Genomic DNA, 18,408 nt, shown 5'->3' with positions numbered 1-18,408 from the left:
GCTCCTCTGAAAAATCACTCTTCCAGGAAGAACCCTTTTCGTTTCTCAGCGCCTGAGCGCTTTGTACTACCTTGCTGATACAGGCGTTTTTTTAAATTGCGCCCTTAAGACAGTGATCTACTTAACCAATGGATCTCTCCTGTTGGAAAAGACCCTATTCCTACCCCTGCACCCAATCCCCCCTTACCCCCCTTTCCCTCTTCCCCATAAAAACGTACTACTTACCTAGTACATATGAGGAGTTGGGTCAGTTGGTTGCCAACCTGAACAGGCACCTTTAAGCCTGCTTCTGTTCGGGTACCTTTAAACCCGAAACAATCAGGAGCACTGTCGCGTTCCAGCCAGGGGAGGTTCGGCGGTATACCCCTGTAAAGCTCTGCCCTGATTTCTCACAAACAGGCGAAGCCTTGTGTTTGCTTCATGCCTTGCCCGGTTCTCCTTGCGGTAGGAAACAGGTTCAGCCTCGAACGTCTCCTGGTACACAGCTGCATAACGCTGGATAGCTTTTTGTCGTGCAGTTGGTGTCAGGCTAAGTAACTGTTGTTTAATCCACTCGGCATCCGCTTGTGAGTAGGTTTCCGGCAGTATTGAGTTATCGAAGTTGCTCTCCGGTATGTTCATCGGAAAAAACCTCATCCAGACTGGTTTCATATCCGAGCTGCTTAAAAGCGCTCACGATTCGTTTACCCACCTCAATGTCAGGGATTCGACGACCAGTTTCGTAATGGCTAACTGCCCCCTGAGAACTGGCAATCAATGCGGCCAATTCTCCCTGCGTAACCTTTGCTTTCAGCCTTAGGCTCTTGATTCCGCTCATTCGGATAGTTCCTATCTAAATAATACATAACGTACTATACACACTTCAAACAATAATACAAAATGGAACTTGTTCAAAAAATACGGATTGTAATAATCATGAACATGAAACAGAGATGGCAGGACCTGGCTAAATCCAGGATGAAAGAAGTCGGAATGACTCAAGAACAACTAGCTGAAGCTCTAGGAATAACCCAGGGCGGGCTAGGTCATTGGTTGAACGGTAGACGCGAACCCAACCTGGAGGTCATAGCAAAGATTTTTAACATACTTAAAATGCCAGGTTTCGTGGTGAATGCTGATGGAACGGTCAGTGACTCCAGAGCCGATCACAATGTGACATTCATCGGAATTAACGAGTCGAAAGGAAGCTACCCTGTAATTAGCTGGGTAAGTGCAGGGGATTGGATGGAAGCTGTAGAGCCATATCATAAGCGGGCTATAGACCGTTGGTACGATACAACTGTGGAATGTTCAGAGGATTCATTTTGGTTGGACGTGCGAGGTGATTCAATGACATCACCAGTCGGCCTAAGCATTCCGGAAGGTATGGTTATACTGGTCGATCCTCAAGTGGAGCCTATCAACGGGAAATTAGTTGTAGCAAAGCTTGATGGAGACAACGAAGCCACTTTCAAAAAACTGGTTATCGATGCTGGCCAACGATTCCTCAAGCCGTTGAACCCTCAATATCCGATCATTCCCATAAACGGTAATTGCCGTATTATCGGCGTCGTGGTCGATGCAAAAATAACCAACCTGCCATAGTGCACAAGCCGCGAAAGCGGCTTTTTTATTCCCTCCGTCACGAATCAAACAAAAAAAACCTTAACAAACATAGAGATAAAAATTAATACATCAGATTAATCCGTTTTGTATTGACGATAATTAATACGTTATGTATTATTTAATCATCAACAAGCAAACGGAGCAAGAAGATGAGCACTCAACAATTGGTGTCTGAAAATGGTCCCATCCACAAGCTAGCTATGGATATTGATCGCGTGGTAAACGTGCTTGAATATGCCGAATCTGATCCAGATACAGGCTATAAGCCAGCAGCCCTCATTCAAATTTGCATTAACCAATTAAAGAAAAATCTTTCAGTTATAAATCGCGAAATCGGGCATGACTGGCCGGAGAACAAACAATGATGACTGATACTGTAGTTCTCAATAAAGATGAAACAAGCTCGATGGTCATGAGTTGGGCTCACGATATAACTTGTTGTTCATCTTCATTATGGCTACTTCTTGAAAGAATGACCTCTGAGGAAGAAATAAGAGAACACGCATTAATTACTTTGGTTGTAAAAACACTAGAAGAAGTAAACGAACAAATAAATAACTTCGAAATTAAACAACTATAAACACCAACAATTAATAAAACACCTTAAATGGTGTGACCAAACTCACCTTGAGGAAATGAAATGCAAACTTCACTTTCTTTTAACAAGCCAATTAAAGCACCTCAAATGTTATTTGGCTCTGACAACATTAATGATTTTGGAAACAGAGTTAAGAGCTGCAGGATGGAAGGTGATTCAATGCAGCCGACTATCGAACCCTGTGAGGTAGTGGCTTTTGTTGATTGTGGAGGCCGCGTACTTACACCTGGTATATATGTTTTTACGGGCGATGTTTTCGGCCGTAGCTGCCTGTTCATTAAGCGAATAGAGCCATTGCCGAACGGCGCATTAAAGATTATTTCTGACAATCTCCATTACCAAACTTTCACGCTTAATGCTGGTGATCAAAAAGACATGCGTATCCACGGAAGGGTTGTCGCTTCTTTGGCTGTGAGGCACTTCATATGACTTTCATTATAGATAAATCGGCATATAGAACAGCATGCCTTTATGCGTCCTGCGGTTACGAGGTAATCGCGCGGCTTTACCTAAAAAAAGCATATGGGAGATAGAAAATGTGGAACCCAAAAACGGCAGGAATAGATGAAATTCTTTTAGAGGCGGAGAACCTTAACACCATTCTGGAAATAGTAATAAGCAATAATGAGTTAAACACAACTCAAAAGAATTCTTTACTAGGTATGGCTCTTAATGCTTCGGCGAATTTATTGTATTGGTGTGAAGCGGAGGAAAAGCGACGTGGATAACTTAATCAATACGTATCGCCACAGAATTCTTAAATCTGCGTTATTACGCCATCAGCGAAAAACAGGAAGCACCTGCATCATCATTAATATGCCTAAGGGTGGAATTAACACTATCGAATTAACAGAGATACTAATTGACGGCCTGTTGAGGCGATTCGAAAAAATGATCCTCAGTGAGTACGGAAATATTGAAGGTGTAAAAGCCATCCGAGGAATTTACAGCAACGCCGTAGATGTGAATGGCAGCGGTGAATTCCTGACAGAAAGCGGAAAGGCATTAATCGACGAGCTCATTTCTGAGCTGGTTGAGTTTGCCAAGAAAAAATCAGTCACAGCGGAGACAAGCCATGAGTGATCAGACACCAATTATCACGCACGAACCAGTAAATATCGTGCTGACGATCGAGAACGGAAAGGTTATCCACGCGCGCCCAGTTCAGAACGGCGAGGTTACAGCATCACTAGAGACATTTTTATGGATGGCAGAACAAGCCGGTTACACGGTAACCCCACCAGCAGGAGGCAATGACAATGACCCTGACAGCGATACGAATTCCTGAGTGGGTACACCTGCAGGCGGTCCATGTACTCCGCCAGTTCAGAGCCAGGCGGATTCATCCCTGCCGTATGCACGGCTCCGGGAACCTAAGCCTGCGGGTTAATCGCCGCTGGCGGCTGCTGTCCCGAGACGGCGGCCAGAACTGGGAAGTGATGAGCCATGAACGATACAGCAAACGGAAGGACAGAAAATGAAAATCCAATACCAGGACTATGGCGCCGTAGCGAACATCGTTATCACCAGTACGGTGTTTGAGTTCCGTAAACATAACCGGGTTGTCGATGCCACGCTGCTCTGCACACCAGGTATCATTGCAACCCGTAGTGGGATGTTCTTCATGAAGACGGCTTTATCAGGTAAATCTCGCGACATGCTACGTGCATATAAAACTGTTCAGCGGGAGGCTTCACGATGAAGTCATTCCTCCTATCTATGCTATTTGGCCTGTTATTGGTGGCCGCTATTTTCGGGGCGTTGATTGAGTACAAATTTATGACGAATTTCGGAGGTTAACAGTGGAAAAATCGCATATCAATACTGAAAACATGAACACAATTCACGACTGCCTGTCCCAGCTCGTGATAGCTGAAGAGACTCAGATCAGCATTGAAGATCAGTTGGCTAAGTCAAATAGCAGCAGTGAGTGGAGTGTTTGGCGTAAAAAGGCAGAGAACGCTTTACGGGTTGTAAAAGCAAAGCGTCGCATCATTACGGCTCGCCTTGCTGTTCTCCGCCAGATTGAAAAAGAGAACAACATGCAACTCCACCAGCAACATAACGATTACCTGGTTGCTGAGTTGAAAAAGATTGTTACCCCATCCTCTTTTGAATGCTGTGTTCGTCGGGCTACTGAAAAGCTGGGGGGGGGGTTAATTGAATAAGGCATTTGAAATATGGGTGCGCCAACGGTACGGGAACCGTTACGACCTTACTCGAGACATTGAAGGGTTTTACTGTCGGGAAGTAACGAGAAGAATGTTTGATGTGTGGTGCCACTGTCGTGGCCTGAGCGTGGTGTGAGGTGGGTATGAGTGATATTGAAATGATAGACGAAAAAGAAGTGATGAAGATGATCCGGGTTTCGTCTCGTATGACCATCTGGAAATACACCAAGCATCATAATTTTCCGAAACCGATCCGCACCCACCCCAAACAGTACTTACAATCTGAGGTGGAAGCGTGGATTTTAAACGGCGGAATTAACCCGAAATCTTCCTGATATGCCAGAATATCTTTTCAGCATACAGCTCATAGGCGGCTTTCTGTTCAGCAATCCATTCATGCTTGTTATAAACAGAAAGTACGCCGCCCAGTTCATGTCCCAGCATTTTTTCAATTACGTGCGGGGCTACCCCTTCCTCTGATAATCTGGTCGCCAGGGTCCTTCTGAAATCATGTGCGGTAAACTCCCCTATCCCCAGTGACGCCTCAATCCTTCTAAGAAATCGATTTGCGCCGGAAATAGTCATAGATTTTTTTAAATCTGGCCCCGGAAAAAGAATATCCCCGTACGTCATTTCTGCTTTTTTCAGTAAACCATCTGCAGCGTCAAAAATTGGACGCCGGATAATCCTGTTCGTTTTACTTTTCTCTGCCGGTACCGTCCATACACCTTCCTCACGATCAAACTCCCCCTTTACAGCCAGGCGAAGTTCACTGTTCCTAGCACCGTAGAGCATCAGTAACTGATGAAATAATCTGTTTGATGTTGATGCCCTGCTTCGTTCTATAGCCAACCATATCTTAGCCAACTGGTTATAACTGAGAGTCACTTCACCGACCGAAGATTTGACGCCAACATCCTTTGGTTGCAGCAACATCAATTCGGTTGTACTTATAAATTGTCGCCGCGTACACCAGCCAATCGCAGATCTAAGTTGTACCAGCAACTGACGAGCACGGCGAGGGTTTATTCTTTCTTCTTCAGTGAAACGCTCAACCCATAAACGAACCGGAATTTCTTCAATGGGCATGCCAGCAAAGGCATTACTCATGTGCTTTATAACAGTAGACTTATAGAGAGCTTTTGTTTTTTCCCTCAGCGCCGTATCAACATAGTTTTCTTCCCAGTAATCCAGACAGTCTTTTACCGTTGGTTTTTTCTTTGACTTATTGATACCGGCCATTAATCGCGGATCGATACCTTTGTCGACTGACTCTCTTAAATCTGCGACCATGTTACGTGCATCACGTAGAGTAATTGCTGGATACCGCCCCAAGCCAAGACGGTGCTGCTTTCCATCCCATCGAAAACGAAACTGGAAGCTAATCACCCCCCTTGGCGTGATGCGGATGCCCAGGCCATCAGAATCAGTAATTTCAGATGGACCAGAATATGGTTTACCATAGATAGAACGTAGCTTAGTGTCGCTGATAGCCATTTTAGTATTTTGTACTCAATGATTTTGATGTTTATGTACTTACTATGTACTCAATATCGCATGTACCAATCTTAACAACAATATCTATTCGTGTACAAAAACAGACAATCAACGACATATTCAAAGCATAAAACCAATTATTTCATATACATATTACATCAGGCGTGTACATCAGGTGACAGTTAAAAACGACAACATACAGAGCACATTCCTCTTCCACGATTACGAGACCTTTGGTACCCATCCGGCGCTGGACAGGCCCGCGCAATTTGCGGCTATCCGCACAGATAACGATTTCAACATCATCGGTGAACCTGAAGTCTTTTACTGCAAACCCGCAGACGACTATCTGCCGCAGCCTGAGGCGGTGCTGATAACCGGAATCACCCCGCAGGAAGCACGTGAAAAGGGAGAGAATGAAGCCGCTTTTGCTGCGCGCATCCACGCCCTGTTCACCGTGCCGAAAACCTGTATCCTGGGCTATAACAACGTGCGCTTCGATGATGAGGTGACGCGCAACATTCTGTATCGCAATTTCTACGATCCCTATGCCTGGAGCTGGCAGAACGATAATTCACGCTGGGATCTACTGGATGTGATGCGCGCCTGCTATGCCCTGCGTCCTGAAGGCATTAACTGGCCGGAAAACGACGACGGCTTACCCAGTTTTCGCCTGGAGCATTTGACCAAAGCCAACGGTATTGAACACGCCAATGCCCACGATGCGATGGCCGACGTGTACGCCACGATCGCGATGGCACAGTTAGTGAAGTCGCGCCAGCCGCGCCTGTTTGATTATCTCTACAGCCATCGTAATAAGCACAAGCTGGCCGCGCTGATTGATGTCCCGCAAATGAAGCCGTTGGTTCATGTTTCGGGTATGTTTGGCGCGTGGCGCGGTAACACCAGTTGGGTGGCACCATTGGCCTGGCACCCGGAGAATCGCAACGCGGTGATTATGGTCGACTTAGCCGGTGATATTTCGCCGCTGCTCGAGCTGGACAGCGACGCGCTGCGTGAGCGGCTCTACACCGCTAAGGCAGATCTGGGAGATAACCCCGCTGTACCGGTCAAACTGGTGCACATCAACAAATGTCCGGTCCTGGCACAAGCGAACACTCTGCGCCCGGAAGATGCCGATCGTCTTGGCATTAACCGCCAGCAATGCCTGGACAATCTCAAGGTTCTGCGCGAAAACCCTCAGGTACGCGACAAAGTCGTGGCTATCTTCGCCGATGCACAACCCTTTGTGTCATCTGATAACGTAGACGCCCAGTTGTACAACGGCTTTTTCAGCGATGCCGACCGCGCCGCGATGAAAATCGTTCTGGAAACCGAACCGCGCAATTTACCGGCGCTGGATATCTCCTTTGTCGATAAACGCATTGAAAAACTGCTGTTTAATTACCGCGCGCGTAACTTCCCCGGAACGCTGGATGAAGCCGAACAACAACGCTGGCTGGACCATCGTCGTCAGGTATTCACGCCGGAGTTTTTGCAAAATTATGCCAATGAATTACAGATGCTGAGTCAGCAATATGCGGACAACAAAGAAAAGCTGATGCTGCTGAAATCACTCTGGCAGTATGCGCAAGAGATTGTATAAATCCCACGTATAAAAAAACGGAGAACATGTCTCCGTTTTTTTTTCAGCTAAATGCCGTTATTACGCGATATCTTCGTCGTACTGCGGTACCGGATTACGGAAGCTTTTGGTCACGCAAGCCAGGTAGATCAGGCCAATAGCAGCCCAGATCAGGCCCAGAACCATTGAGCTCTCTTCCAGGTTCACCCACAGCGCGCCAACGGTCAGCGCACCGCACATTGGCAGGAACAGGTACTGGAAGTGGTCTTTCAGCGTTTTGTTACGCTTCTCACGGATCCAGAACTGGGAGATTACCGACAGGTTAACGAAGGTAAACGCCACCAGCGCACCGAAGTTAATCAGCGCCGTCGCCATCACCAGGTCGAAGTTGATTGCCAGCAGAGCAATCGCACCAACCAGAATGATGTTCATGGACGGAGTACGCCATTTCGGGTGTACGTAACCGAAGAAACTTTTCGGGAATACGCCGTCACGGCCCATCACGTACATCAGACGCGCTACGCCTGCATGCGCCGCCATACCGGACGCCAGTACGGTAATGGTAGAGAAAATCAGCGCGCCAACCTGGAAGAATTTCCCAGCGACATACAGCATGATTTCCGGCTGCGAAGCGTCTGGATCCTTGAAGCGCGAGATATCCGGGAAGTACAACTGCAACAGATAGGTGGAGACGATAAAGATCAGGCCACCAATCAGCGCGGTCAGGAAAATCGCACGCGGGATCACACGTTCAGCGTCTTTGGTTTCTTCAGACAGGTTGCTGATACCGTCAAAACCGGTGAACGAGAAGCACAGGATGGTGGCCCCCGTGATCATCGGGATCACATGCGCATCACCAGACCAGAACGGACGGCTACTCGCCAGCGTACCGGCACCTTCCCCTTCGAACACGCCATAAACGACCATGCCGAGGATCACTGCAATCAGTACCACCTGCAACAACACGATGACGGTGTTGAAATTCGCAACAGATTTCAGGCTGCGCAGGTTAAAGGCGGTCATAAAGGCCACCAGCGCCACCACGAATATCCACGATGGAATCGAGGGCACCAGCGCTTCAAAATAAATTTTCGCCAACAGAATGTTAATCATCGGCGCGAACAGGTAGTCCAGCAGTGATGACCAACCCACCATAAAGCCAACGGTCGGGCTAATGGATTTCTGGGCGTAAGTGTAGGCAGAGCCTGCAGACGGATAGCGACGCACCAGTTTACCGTAGCTCAGTGCGGTAAAGAGGATGGCAATCAGTGCAAAGGCGTAAGCTGTCGGGACGTGACCATCGGTCATTCCTGATACGATACCGAATGTATCGAACAGCGTCATCGGCTGCATATAGGCAAGGCCCATCATGACAACCGGAACCAGCGTAAGCGTTTTACGTAATTCCACGCGAGAGGTGTTTGGAGTAGCGTTATGCGACATGGTTATCCCCCATTACGGTGAAAACCGTCGCGTAAGCAAAAAATTGCCCCATTTTTTGTTAATCCTCAGCGACAACAACTGTCGATTTTTAAGTAAGTATCTATCCGGTACGAAGCCCGGCCTCTTTAATGAATGATTGGTTTGATGCAAAAAAAAATAACCGACGCGTATGAAAACGTCGGTTAATGTCATTTTTTGCAAGCGGCGTATTTTGCACTAATTTGGAGAGAAATAACAAGAGATTGAAGCAGCTGTAAAAGAATATTTTTTCTTAACTGATTGATTTATCAGCAGCCGTTTTAACGTACACCCCCGCAATAGCACTATTTGCTAAAATCTCATCCCGCCACCAGGCACTGGCTAGCCCGGCGGTCTGTTCATTCCAGCCTATCCACACAGGTTCAAAGACAATTTGCGCGACCACTTTTTTCTCAATCAGCGCGCCGCTCTCCAGAAATCGCTGCGCCAGGTAGCGCGGAATATAGCCACATCCCAGACCGCTGATTTGCAGTTCCAGCTTGGTTTTGAAGTCAAAAACGGTAATCGCTTCCTGATCGTCAAGCACCTGAGAACCTGAGGCGCTGGCATGCTGCGCATTGTCGCCCACCACAATGGCGCGAAAACTCCGAATGGTGCGACGACTTAACGGCTCCTGTTCCTGTGCCAGCGGGTGATGCGGCGCAACCACAAACACCTGTTCCAGAACCCCCAGCCGCGCAAAGCCAAATTCGCTCGCGGCAGGCGGTTCATGCATGGCGCCGACGATAATATCCGCCCGTCCCTGAGTGAGGGCATCCCATGAGCCGCCCAGAACGCCATTAATAAATTTCAGGCGCGTCACACTGTGGTGTTGATAGAAAGATTCGATGAGTGGGGCCAGCAGCGAAAAGGGAAACGTATCATCTACGCCAATAACCAGTTCATTCTCCCAGCCTTCGTGAAGTTTAATCGCCTGCTTTTCAAGTTCGCGGACGGTGTGCAGCACCTCCCGCCCCTTTTCCAGCAGCATCTGACCGGTGCGGGTAAACTTCGCCCGATGTCCGCTGCGATCGAGTAGCTGAATATTAAGATCGCTTTCCAGCTTGTGGACGGTATAGCTAAGCGCCGACGGCGTCTTAAATAATTTTGCCGACGCCGCCGCGAAACTGCCCTCTTTTTCCAACGCATCGAGAATGATAAGAACATCCAGCAGTGGTTTCATACTCGCCCCCTGGCGGTATCAGCGACACTCTGCTGGCCTGTCACTCCATCGGCATCACCAGCGGGTCGGGATACTGGTACTCAAACCCAAGCTCATTACAGATACGGTTGCCATCAATGACTTTACCTTTACCGTTATCCTCACCGCCGAGAAATTCTGGCGGCTCCATCCCCAACTGGCGGGCCATCTGCGGATAGAACACATTACGCGCCGGATGCATAGGCGCACATATATTATAGATGTGTCCCCCTTTGGGCGCTTGCAGCAGCAACGAGATGGCAGAAACCACATCATCCAGATGCACCAGATTGACGCCATGATGACCATCTGGCGCCGTCTTGCCAGCGAAAAAGCGACCAGGATGTCTGCCCGGCCCCACAAGCCCGGCCAGGCGCAAAATATCCACCGAGGTGCCTGGTAAATTGTGCAACCAGTCTTCAAGTTCTTTCAGAACGCGACCGCTCGCCGTAACCGGGTTACGCGGCGTCCCTTCTTTCACGATGCCTTGTGCATCGCCATAAACCGACGTCGAGCTGGTAAAAATAATCCGCGGGATACGATACGCCAGAGCACTGTCGACCAGTTCCTGCATAGCTTGCAGGTAAAATGCCTCCCCCGGGCCGCTACGGCGCGCAGGTAGCGTAATAACCAACGCATCGGCGTCCATCAGTGCGTCGAGATCGTCTGGCTCACAGACCAGTTCAGGCTCCAGGCGCAGCGAGTAGCTCTCGATACCACTCATGCGGGCCGCTTCCACCCCATCCAATGTGGTTTTGCTGCCGGTAACCTGCCAGCCTCTCGCCGCCAGCGACATAGCTAACGGCATGCCTAACCAACCTAAACCGACAATTGCGACCTTTTTCATGCCTTCTCTCCTGACTTTTGGCCTATAACGCAAGGCTACGCTAGCCCACTGTGGCTGACAATTCATAGTATCAATATGAAATGAATTAATGATCAAAAAAAGCCCTTGCTTTCCGTAGCTAAAGTGGTTTAGGTTAAAAGACATCAAATGAATAAACATTCATCGAGAAAATTTATGACACGCGCTCAATTTAAACACCATCATCACCATCATCCTGACTAGTCTTTCAGGCGATGTGTGCTGGGAGACATTTAAATCTTCCAGCGGTGCATGAGCGTATGAGAAAGCCCCCGGAAGATTTCTTCCGGGGGCTTTTTTTTGTGCGTGACCCAAACTGATTCAGACAGGATAACGAGGAATAAAGAATGTTAGATAACACCCGTTTACGCATAGCTATGCAGAAATCAGGCCGTTTAAGCGATGATTCACGCGAATTGCTGGCCCGTTGCGGCATTAAAATTAATCTCCACACCCAGCGCCTGATTGCGATGGCGGAGAATATGCCAATCGATATCCTGCGCGTGCGTGATGACGATATCCCTGGTCTGGTAATGGATGGCGTCGTTGATCTCGGCATCATCGGGGAAAACGTTCTCGAAGAGGAACTGCTCAACCGCCGGGCACAGGGTGAAGATCCTCGCTATTTTACCCTGCGCCGCCTGGACTTCGGCGGCTGCCGTCTCTCGCTGGCAACCCCGGTCGACGAAGCCTGGGATGGCCCGGCAGCACTGAACGGTAAGCGTATCGCGACTTCTTACCCGCACCTGCTCAAACGTTATCTCGATCAAAAAGGGGTATCGTTTAAATCCTGTCTGTTAAACGGCTCTGTAGAAGTCGCCCCCCGCGCGGGTCTGGCTGATGCGATTTGCGATCTGGTTTCAACTGGCGCAACGCTTGAAGCTAACGGTCTGCGTGAAGTGGAAGTGATTTACCGCTCTAAAGCCTGCCTGATTCAGCGCGACGGCGAAATGGCCGACGCCAAGCAACAACTGATCGACAAACTGCTGACCCGTATTCAGGGGGTGATTCAGGCCCGTGAATCTAAGTACATCATGATGCACGCGCCGAGCGAGCGTCTGGACGAAGTCATCGCTCTGCTGCCTGGCGCTGAGCGCCCGACTATTCTGCCGCTGGCGGGTGACCAACAGCGCGTTGCCATGCACATGGTCAGCAGCGAAACCCTGTTCTGGGAAACGATGGAAAAACTGAAAGCGCTCGGTGCCAGCTCAATTCTGGTGCTGCCGATTGAGAAGATGATGGAGTAACAACCATGAGCTTCAATACCCTGATTGACTGGAATAGCTGTAGCCCTGAGCAGCAGCGCGAACTGCTGATGCGCCCGGCGATTTCCGCCTCTGAAAGCATCAGCCGCACGGTGGCCGAGATCCTTGAGAACGTCAAAAATAATGGCGACCGGGCGCTACGTGAATATAGCGCGAAGTTTGATAAAACCGAGGTCGGCGCACTGCGCGTCACCGAGGAAGAAATTCAGCAGGCCAGCAGTCGCCTGAGCGACGAACTGAAACAAGCCATGCAGGCGGCGGTGCGTAATATTGCTACTTTCCACACCGCGCAAATCCTGCCGCCGGTGGACATCGAAACCCAGCCGGGTGTCCGCTGCCAGCAGGTGACTCGTCCTATCGCTTCCGTGGGGCTGTATATTCCAGGGGGATCGGCGCCGCTGTTCTCTACCGTATTAATGCTGGCGACCCCGGCGCGCATCGCCGGGTGCCAAAAAGTGGTGCTCTGCTCACCGCCGCCGATTGCCGATGAAATCCTCTACGCCGCGCAGCTGTGTGGCGTAAAAGAGGTGTTTAATGTGGGCGGCGCGCAGGCTATTGCCGCGCTGGCGCTGGGGACTGAATCTATTCCAAAGGTCGATAAAATCTTCGGGCCAGGCAATGCGTATGTGACCGAAGCCAAACGCAAGGTTAGCCAGCGTCTTGACGGCGCGGCCATCGACATGCCTGCTGGCCCGTCTGAAGTGCTGGTTATCGCCGACAGCGGCGCAACGCCAGACTTTGTCGCTTCCGATCTGCTTTCTCAGGCCGAACACGGCCCCGACTCGCAGGTTATCCTCCTGACGCCAGACGCTATGCTGGCAGAGGGCGTTGCCGAAGCTGTAGAACGTCAGCTCGCCGAGCTGTCCCGCGCCGACACCGCGCGTCAGGCGCTCTCTGCCAGCCGCTTAATCGTAGCGAAAGATCTGGCACAGTGCGTTGAAATCTCCAACGCCTACGGGCCGGAGCACCTGATCATTCAGACCCGTAACGCGCGAGAGCTGGTTGACGATATCACCAGCGCCGGTTCGGTGTTCCTCGGCGACTGGTCACCGGAATCCGCAGGCGACTACGCTTCCGGCACCAACCACGTGCTGCCAACCTACGGTTATACCGCGACCTGCTCAAGCCTTGGGCTGGCGGATTTCCAGAAACGGATGACCGTACAGGAATTAACACCTCAAGGTTTCTCTGCGCTGGCCGCCACCATTGAAACCCTGGCCGCGGCTGAGCTGCTGACCGCCCACAAAAATGCCGTCACCCTGCGCGTTAACGCCCTGAAGGAGCAAGCATGAGCACTGACAACTTTCTCAGCGTCACTGATTTAGCCCGTAAGAATGTTCGCGAGTTAACGCCCTATCTGTCTGCCCGTCGTCTTGGCGGCAACGGCGATGTCTGGCTCAACGCGAATGAGTACCCCACCGCCGTTGAGTTTCAGCTAAGCCAGCAGACGCTGAACCGCTACCCGGAGTGCCAGCCGAAAGCGGTGATTGAGAATTACGCGCAGTATGCTGGCGTCAAACCGGAACAGGTGCTGGTCAGCCGCGGCGCAGATGAAGGGATCGAACTGCTGGTGCGTGCATTTTGTGAACCCGGTAAAGATGCAATTTTGTACTGTCCGCCGACTTACGGCATGTACAGCGTCAGCGCAGAAACGATTGGCGTTGAATGCCGCACCGTCCCGACACTTGATAACTGGCAACTGGATTTGCAGGGCATCGCGGACAAGCTTGATGGCGTGAAGGTAGTCTACGTATGCAGCCCCAACAACCCAACCGGCCAGCTGATTAACCCACAAGACCTGCGCGCACTGCTCGAAATGACGCAGGGTAAAGCCATTGTGGTCGCTGATGAGGCCTATATTGAGTTCTGTCCGCAGGCCACGCTGGCAGGCTGGCTTTCTGAATATCCGCATCTGGCGATATTACGCACGCTGTCCAAAGCGTTTGCTCTCGCCGGTTTACGCTGCGGCTTTACGCTGGCGAATGAAGAGGTTATCAATCTGCTGTTAAAGGTGATTGCTCCCTACCCGCTCTCTACGCCGGTGGCGGATATCGCCGCCCAGGCGCTGACGCCGCAAGGGATTTCCGCCATGCGCCAACGCGTAGAGCAGATCCTGCAAGAGCGTCAGTATCTGGTGGAGAACCTAAAAGAAATTCGCTGTGTAGAACAGGTTTTCAACTCTGAAACCAACTATGTTCTGGCGCGCTTCACCGCATCAAGCAGCGTATTTAAATCTTTGTGGGATCAGGGCATTATCTTACGAGATCAGAATAAACAACCTTCGTTAAGCGGCTGCCTGCGAATTACTGTCGGAACCCGTGAAGAGAGCCAGCGCGTCATTGACGCCTTACGTGCGGAGCAAGTATGAGCCAGAAGTATCTTTTTATTGACCGTGATGGAACCCTGATTTCCGAACCGCCAAGTGACTATCAGGTCGATCGCTTTGACAAACTCGCCTTCGAGCCGGAAGTCGTTCCCGTTTTGCTGAAACTGCAAAAGGCGGGCTTTAAGCTGGTAATGATTACTAACCAGGATGGACTCGGTACGCAGAGCTTCCCGCAGGTTGATTTTGACGGTCCGCATAACCTGATGATGCAAATCTTCACCTCTCAGGGCGTTGCGTTTGATGAGGTACTGATCTGCCCGCACCTGCCAGCGGACGAGTGCGATTGCCGTAAGCCAAAAGTGAAGCTGGTTGAGCAGTATCTGGTTGAGCAGGCTATGGATGTGGCAAACAGCTACGTCATTGGCGACCGGGCGACCGATATTCAGCTCGCTGAAAATATGGGCATTAGCGGATTACGCTATCACCGCGATACCCTGAACTGGCCGATGATCGGCGAGCAACTGACCAAACGTGACCGCTACGCGCACGTTGAGCGTAATACCAAAGAAACGCAGATTGACGTCAAGGTCTGGCTTGACCGCGAAGGCAGTAGCAAAATTAATACCGGCGTTGGCTTCTTTGACCACATGCTGGATCAAATCGCCACCCACGGCGGTTTTCGCATGGAGATTGCCGTCAAGGGCGATCTGTATATAGACGATCACCACACCGTTGAAGATACCGGTCTGGCGCTGGGTGAAGCCTTAAAGCTGGCATTAGGCGATAAACGTGGCATCAACCGTTTTGGTTTTGTGCTGCCGATGGACGAGTGTCTGGCACGTTGCGCGCTGGATATCTCCGGGCGTCCGCACCTGGAATATCGCGCAGAATTTACCTACCAGCGCGTGGGCGATCTGAGCACGGAGATGATTGAACACTTCTTCCGTTCGCTCTCCTATACCATGGGCGTCACCTTACACCTGAAAACCAAAGGGAAAAATGACCACCACCGTGTGGAGAGCCTGTTTAAAGCCTTTGGTCGTACGCTGCGTCAGGCGATTCGTGTAGAAGGCGACACGCTGCCCTCCTCAAAAGGAGTGCTGTAATGAACGTGGTGATCCTTGATACCGGTTGCGCCAACCTGCACTCGGTAAAATCCGCCGTCGCACGCCATGGATACGACCCAGTTGTTAGCCGTGACCCGGACGTAGTGCTGCGTGCCGATAAACTGTTTCTGCCAGGCGTCGGTACCGCCCAGGCGGCTATGGACCAGTTGCACGAGCGCGATCTGATTGAACTGATTAAAGCCTGTACGCAACCGGTACTGGGGATTTGCTTAGGCATGCAACTGCTTGGCCGTCGTAGCGAAGAGAGTAACGGTGTTTCCCTGCTGGGCATTATTGAGCAGGACGTTCCGAAGATGACCGATTTCGGTCTGCCTCTGCCGCATATGGGCTGGAATCGCATCTATCCGCAGGCGGGAAATCGTCTGTTCCAGGGCATTGAAGATGGCGCGTATTTCTACTTTGTACACAGCTACGCTATGCCGGTAAACCCGTGGACCATCGCCCAGTGCAATTACGGCGAACCGTTTACCGCGGCAGTACAAAAGGACAATTTCTTTGGCGTGCAGTTTCACCCGGAACGTTCGGGCGCGGCTGGGGCGCAGTTGCTGAAAAACTTTCTGGAGATGTAATGATTATTCCGGCATTAGATTTAATCGACGGCACGGTGGTGCGTCTTCATCAGGGCGATTACGCTAAGCAACGTGATTACGGCAACGATCCTCTTCCCCGTTTGCAGGATTATGCAGCCCAGGGCGCAGAGGTACTGCACCTGGTAGATTTAACCGGCGCGAAAGATCCGGCGCAGCGCCAGATCCCACTGATTAAAACGCTGGTCGCTGGCGTCAATGTTCCGGTTCAGGTTGGCGGTGGCGTGCGTACGGAAGCGGACGTTGCGGCGCTTCTTGACGCAGGTGTGGCGCGCGTGGTGGTGGGCTCGACGGCGGTAAAATCCCCCGAGGAAGTCAAGAGTTGGTTTACCCGTTTTGGCGCCGACGCGCTGGTGCTGGCGCTGGACGTTCGTATTGACGAGCGCGGCAATAAACAGGTAGCGGTTAGCGGCTGGCAGGAAGATTCCGGGGTTTCACTGGAAGAACTGGTTGAGACCTATTTACCCGTCGGCCTGAAGCACGTGCTGTGCACCGATATCTCTCGCGATGGTACGCTGGCAGGCTCGAACGTCGCGCTTTATGAAGAAGTGTGCGCCAAATACCCGCAGGTCGCGTTTCAGTCATCTGGCGGCATTGGCGGAATTGAGGATGTAGCAGCCCTGCGCGGGACCGGAGTTCGCGGCGTGATTGTCGGACGAGCCCTGCTGGAAGGAAAGTTCACCGTTGAGGAGGCCATTCAATGCTGGCAAAACGCATAATTCCTTGTCTGGACGTCCGTGATGGTCAGGTGGTAAAAGGCGTCCAGTTCCGTAATCACGAGATTATTGGCGACATTGTCCCGCTGGCAAAACGCTATGCCGATGAAGGCGCAGATGAACTGGTGTTCTACGATATCACCGCGTCCAGCGATGGCCGCGTAGTGGATAAAAGCTGGGTATCACGCGTAGCGGAAGTGATCGATATCCCATTCTGTGTTGCCGGTGGCATTAAATCCATCGACGATGCGGCACGTATCCTCTCCTTCGGGGCGGACAAAATCTCCATCAACTCCCCGGCGCTGGCCGAACCGGAGCTTATCACTCGTCTGGCGGACCGCTTCGGCGTGCAGTGCATCGTGGTGGGCATTGATACCTGGTATGACGCCGAAACCGGCAAATATCATGTGAATCAGTATACCGGGGATGAAAGCCGTACCCGCGTCACGCAGTGGGAAACGCTGGACTGGGTACAGGAAGTCCAAAAACGCGGCGCAGGCGAAATCGTACTGAACATGATGAACCAGGACGGCGTACGTAACGGTTATGACCTGGAGCAATTGAAAAAAGTGCGCGACGTTTGCCATGTACCGCTAATTGCCTCTGGCGGCGCGGGCACTATGGAACATTTCCTGGAAGCTTTCCGGGACGCCGACGTGGACGGCGCGCTTGCCGCCTCCGTCTTTCACAAGCAAATTATCAATATTGGCGAATTAAAAGCGTACCTGGCAACACAGGGCGTGGAGATCAGGATATGTTAACGAAACAACAATGCCGCGAGCTGGACTGGGAAAAAACCGACGGACTGATGCCAGTCATCGTGCAGCATGCGGTTTCCGGTGAAGTCTTGATGCTGGGTTATATGAACCCGGAGGCGCTGGATACAACGCTCGAAAGCGGCAAAGTGACCTTTTTCTCGCGGACCAAGCAACGCCTGTGGACCAAAGGTGAAACCTCTGGCAACTTTCTTAATGTGGTGAGCATTGCACCTGACTGCGACAACGACACCCTGCTGGTGCTGGTTAACCCGATTGGCCCGACCTGCCATAAAGGCACCTCAAGCTGCTTTGGCGACGCCAGCCACCAGTGGCTGTTCCTGTATCAACTCGAGCAACTGCTTGCCGAACGTAAAACCGCAGATCCCGCAAGTTCCTACACCGCGAAGCTGTATGCCAGCGGCACTAAACGCATTGCCCAGAAAGTGGGCGAGGAAGGCGTAGAAACCGCACTGGCCGCAACCGTGAACGATCGTTTCGAGTTAACGAATGAAGCCTCTGACCTGATGTATCACCTGCTGGTGCTGCTGCAGGATCAGGAACTCGACCTGACGACGGTGATTGAGAATTTACGCAAAAGACATCAATAATAGACAGATACCGGCACTATGCCGGTATCTTTATTTTA

At 51.0% G+C, this 18,408-nt stretch carries 27 protein-coding genes, 1 pseudogene and 1 other annotated feature; of the genes and pseudogenes, 21 read left to right on the top strand and 7 right to left on the bottom strand.

Annotated features, from left to right (window positions below; genetic code table 11):
- Positions 1-318: 318 nt before the first annotated feature.
- Positions 319-621 carry a hypothetical protein gene (locus OGW16_RS22545; protein WP_286518918.1) on the bottom strand — a complete coding sequence of 101 codons (303 nt, stop codon included), beginning with the start codon at positions 619-621 and terminating at the stop codon, positions 319-321.
- Positions 593-817, bottom strand: a complete 225-nt coding sequence (locus OGW16_RS22540) for a helix-turn-helix transcriptional regulator (protein WP_032625779.1) — start codon at positions 815-817, stop codon at positions 593-595. Before OGW16_RS22540 ends, OGW16_RS22545 begins: the two co-directional genes overlap by 29 nt.
- A 98-nt stretch (positions 818-915) precedes the next feature.
- Here OGW16_RS22540 and OGW16_RS22535 point away from each other — a divergent pair, with 98 nt between their 5' ends.
- The 11 genes from OGW16_RS22535 (at position 916) to OGW16_RS22485 (ending at position 4,709) form a co-directional block, all read left to right on the top strand.
- Positions 916-1,584: a LexA family protein gene (locus OGW16_RS22535; protein WP_048214552.1), complete on the top strand. Its 669-nt coding sequence runs from the start codon at positions 916-918 to the stop codon at positions 1,582-1,584.
- A gap of 170 nt (positions 1,585-1,754) precedes the next feature.
- Complete coding sequence (locus OGW16_RS22530) at positions 1,755-1,970, top strand: hypothetical protein (RefSeq protein ID WP_047343663.1); 216 nt, start codon at positions 1,755-1,757, stop codon at positions 1,968-1,970.
- The gene (locus tag OGW16_RS22525; protein WP_286518916.1) at positions 1,967-2,185 is read left to right on the top strand and encodes a hypothetical protein; all 219 of its coding nucleotides are present in this window, start codon (positions 1,967-1,969) and stop codon (positions 2,183-2,185) included. Before OGW16_RS22530 ends, OGW16_RS22525 begins: the two co-directional genes overlap by 4 nt.
- 60 nt (positions 2,186-2,245) lie before the next feature.
- Positions 2,246-2,632: a S24 family peptidase gene (locus tag OGW16_RS22520; RefSeq protein ID WP_193156936.1), complete on the top strand. Its 387-nt coding sequence runs from the start codon at positions 2,246-2,248 to the stop codon at positions 2,630-2,632.
- Between the two features lie 107 nt (positions 2,633-2,739).
- Positions 2,740-2,931, top strand: a complete 192-nt coding sequence (locus OGW16_RS22515; protein WP_286454095.1) for a hypothetical protein — start codon at positions 2,740-2,742, stop codon at positions 2,929-2,931.
- A complete protein-coding gene (locus OGW16_RS22510; protein ID WP_137382969.1) occupies positions 2,924-3,286 on the top strand; it encodes a hypothetical protein in 363 nt (120 codons plus the stop codon). The genes OGW16_RS22515 and OGW16_RS22510 overlap by 8 nt, the downstream gene beginning before the upstream one ends.
- Positions 3,279-3,491: a hypothetical protein gene (locus OGW16_RS22505; RefSeq protein ID WP_080859101.1), complete on the top strand. Its 213-nt coding sequence runs from the start codon at positions 3,279-3,281 to the stop codon at positions 3,489-3,491. The genes OGW16_RS22510 and OGW16_RS22505 overlap by 8 nt, the downstream gene beginning before the upstream one ends.
- A complete protein-coding gene (locus OGW16_RS26490; RefSeq protein ID WP_437124552.1) occupies positions 3,457-3,684 on the top strand; it encodes a ParE family toxin-like protein in 228 nt (75 codons plus the stop codon). The genes OGW16_RS22505 and OGW16_RS26490 overlap by 35 nt, the downstream gene beginning before the upstream one ends.
- Positions 3,681-3,905, top strand: coding sequence for a hypothetical protein (locus tag OGW16_RS22495; RefSeq protein WP_109017438.1), 225 nt, complete (start codon positions 3,681-3,683; stop codon positions 3,903-3,905). Before OGW16_RS26490 ends, OGW16_RS22495 begins: the two co-directional genes overlap by 4 nt.
- A 100-nt stretch (positions 3,906-4,005) precedes the next feature.
- Positions 4,006-4,371: a hypothetical protein gene (locus OGW16_RS22490; protein WP_251119773.1), complete on the top strand. Its 366-nt coding sequence runs from the start codon at positions 4,006-4,008 to the stop codon at positions 4,369-4,371.
- A gap of 146 nt (positions 4,372-4,517) precedes the next feature.
- Positions 4,518-4,709, top strand: a complete 192-nt coding sequence (locus tag OGW16_RS22485; RefSeq protein ID WP_061549023.1) for a helix-turn-helix transcriptional regulator — start codon at positions 4,518-4,520, stop codon at positions 4,707-4,709.
- On the opposite strand, the gene OGW16_RS22480 is transcribed toward OGW16_RS22485, so the two are convergent.
- A complete protein-coding gene (locus tag OGW16_RS22480) occupies positions 4,690-5,871 on the bottom strand; it encodes a tyrosine-type recombinase/integrase (protein WP_239043399.1) in 1,182 nt (393 codons plus the stop codon). The two genes, OGW16_RS22485 and OGW16_RS22480, sit on opposite strands and share 20 nt — an antisense overlap.
- Positions 5,872-6,046: 175 nt before the next feature.
- Between OGW16_RS22480 and sbcB the strand changes: the two genes are divergently transcribed.
- Positions 6,047-7,477, top strand: a complete 1,431-nt coding sequence (sbcB, locus tag OGW16_RS22475) for an exodeoxyribonuclease I (RefSeq protein WP_286518913.1) — start codon at positions 6,047-6,049, stop codon at positions 7,475-7,477.
- Positions 7,478-7,537: 60 nt separating this feature from the next.
- Here the strand turns inward: sbcB and plaP are convergent, their stop codons facing one another.
- The 4 genes and pseudogenes from plaP to OGW16_RS22460 form a co-directional block, all read right to left on the bottom strand.
- Positions 7,538-8,899: a putrescine/proton symporter PlaP gene (gene plaP / locus OGW16_RS22470; protein WP_016153551.1), complete on the bottom strand. Its 1,362-nt coding sequence runs from the start codon at positions 8,897-8,899 to the stop codon at positions 7,538-7,540.
- Complete coding sequence (gene yoeI / locus OGW16_RS26405) at positions 8,889-8,951, bottom strand: membrane protein YoeI (protein ID WP_100194947.1); 63 nt, start codon at positions 8,949-8,951, stop codon at positions 8,889-8,891. The genes plaP and yoeI overlap by 11 nt, the downstream gene beginning before the upstream one ends.
- Before the next feature lie 164 nt (positions 8,952-9,115).
- A pseudogene (locus OGW16_RS22465) lies at positions 9,116-10,100 on the bottom strand (LysR substrate-binding domain-containing protein).
- Positions 10,101-10,140: 40 nt separating this feature from the next.
- Complete coding sequence (locus OGW16_RS22460; RefSeq protein WP_286518911.1) at positions 10,141-10,965, bottom strand: SDR family oxidoreductase; 825 nt, start codon at positions 10,963-10,965, stop codon at positions 10,141-10,143.
- Positions 10,966-11,139: 174 nt separating this feature from the next.
- Here OGW16_RS22460 and hisL point away from each other — a divergent pair, with 174 nt between their 5' ends.
- From hisL to hisIE, 9 genes are all read left to right on the top strand, one after another.
- The gene (hisL, locus tag OGW16_RS22455) at positions 11,140-11,187 is read left to right on the top strand and encodes a his operon leader peptide (protein WP_100250077.1); all 48 of its coding nucleotides are present in this window, start codon (positions 11,140-11,142) and stop codon (positions 11,185-11,187) included.
- Positions 11,163-11,285, top strand: a sequence feature (His leader region). (Overlaps the previous gene by 25 nt.)
- Before the next feature lie 45 nt (positions 11,286-11,330).
- Positions 11,331-12,230 (top strand): ATP phosphoribosyltransferase, encoded by a 900-nt coding sequence (gene hisG, locus OGW16_RS22450; RefSeq protein ID WP_003030161.1) that lies wholly within the window; start codon positions 11,331-11,333, stop codon positions 12,228-12,230.
- A 5-nt stretch (positions 12,231-12,235) separates the two neighbouring features.
- Positions 12,236-13,540 (top strand): histidinol dehydrogenase, encoded by a 1,305-nt coding sequence (gene hisD / locus OGW16_RS22445; protein WP_286518908.1) that lies wholly within the window; start codon positions 12,236-12,238, stop codon positions 13,538-13,540.
- Positions 13,537-14,616 carry a histidinol-phosphate transaminase gene (gene hisC, locus OGW16_RS22440; protein ID WP_100194528.1) on the top strand — a complete coding sequence of 360 codons (1,080 nt, stop codon included), beginning with the start codon at positions 13,537-13,539 and terminating at the stop codon, positions 14,614-14,616. Before hisD ends, hisC begins: the two co-directional genes overlap by 4 nt.
- Positions 14,613-15,680 (top strand): bifunctional histidinol-phosphatase/imidazoleglycerol-phosphate dehydratase HisB, encoded by a 1,068-nt coding sequence (gene hisB, locus OGW16_RS22435; RefSeq protein WP_043016850.1) that lies wholly within the window; start codon positions 14,613-14,615, stop codon positions 15,678-15,680. The genes hisC and hisB overlap by 4 nt, the downstream gene beginning before the upstream one ends.
- The gene (gene hisH / locus OGW16_RS22430; RefSeq protein ID WP_043016851.1) at positions 15,680-16,270 is read left to right on the top strand and encodes an imidazole glycerol phosphate synthase subunit HisH; all 591 of its coding nucleotides are present in this window, start codon (positions 15,680-15,682) and stop codon (positions 16,268-16,270) included. Before hisB ends, hisH begins: the two co-directional genes overlap by 1 nt.
- On the top strand, positions 16,270-17,007 hold the full coding sequence (gene hisA / locus OGW16_RS22425; protein ID WP_043016852.1) for a 1-(5-phosphoribosyl)-5-[(5-phosphoribosylamino)methylideneamino]imidazole-4-carboxamide isomerase: 738 nt from the start codon (positions 16,270-16,272) through the stop codon (positions 17,005-17,007). Before hisH ends, hisA begins: the two co-directional genes overlap by 1 nt.
- Entirely contained in the window at positions 16,989-17,765 is a 777-nt protein-coding gene (gene hisF, locus OGW16_RS22420; protein WP_019077116.1) for an imidazole glycerol phosphate synthase subunit HisF, read from the top strand. Before hisA ends, hisF begins: the two co-directional genes overlap by 19 nt.
- On the top strand, positions 17,759-18,370 hold the full coding sequence (hisIE, locus tag OGW16_RS22415; protein ID WP_075145972.1) for a bifunctional phosphoribosyl-AMP cyclohydrolase/phosphoribosyl-ATP diphosphatase HisIE: 612 nt from the start codon (positions 17,759-17,761) through the stop codon (positions 18,368-18,370). The genes hisF and hisIE overlap by 7 nt, the downstream gene beginning before the upstream one ends.
- Positions 18,371-18,408 lie beyond the last annotated feature (38 nt).

This window comes from Citrobacter sp. Ce104, assembly GCF_030334595.1.
GTDB classification, from domain to species: Bacteria; Pseudomonadota; Gammaproteobacteria; order Enterobacterales; family Enterobacteriaceae; genus Citrobacter; species Citrobacter europaeus.
This window is presented reverse-complemented; position numbering and strand designations above follow the sequence as displayed.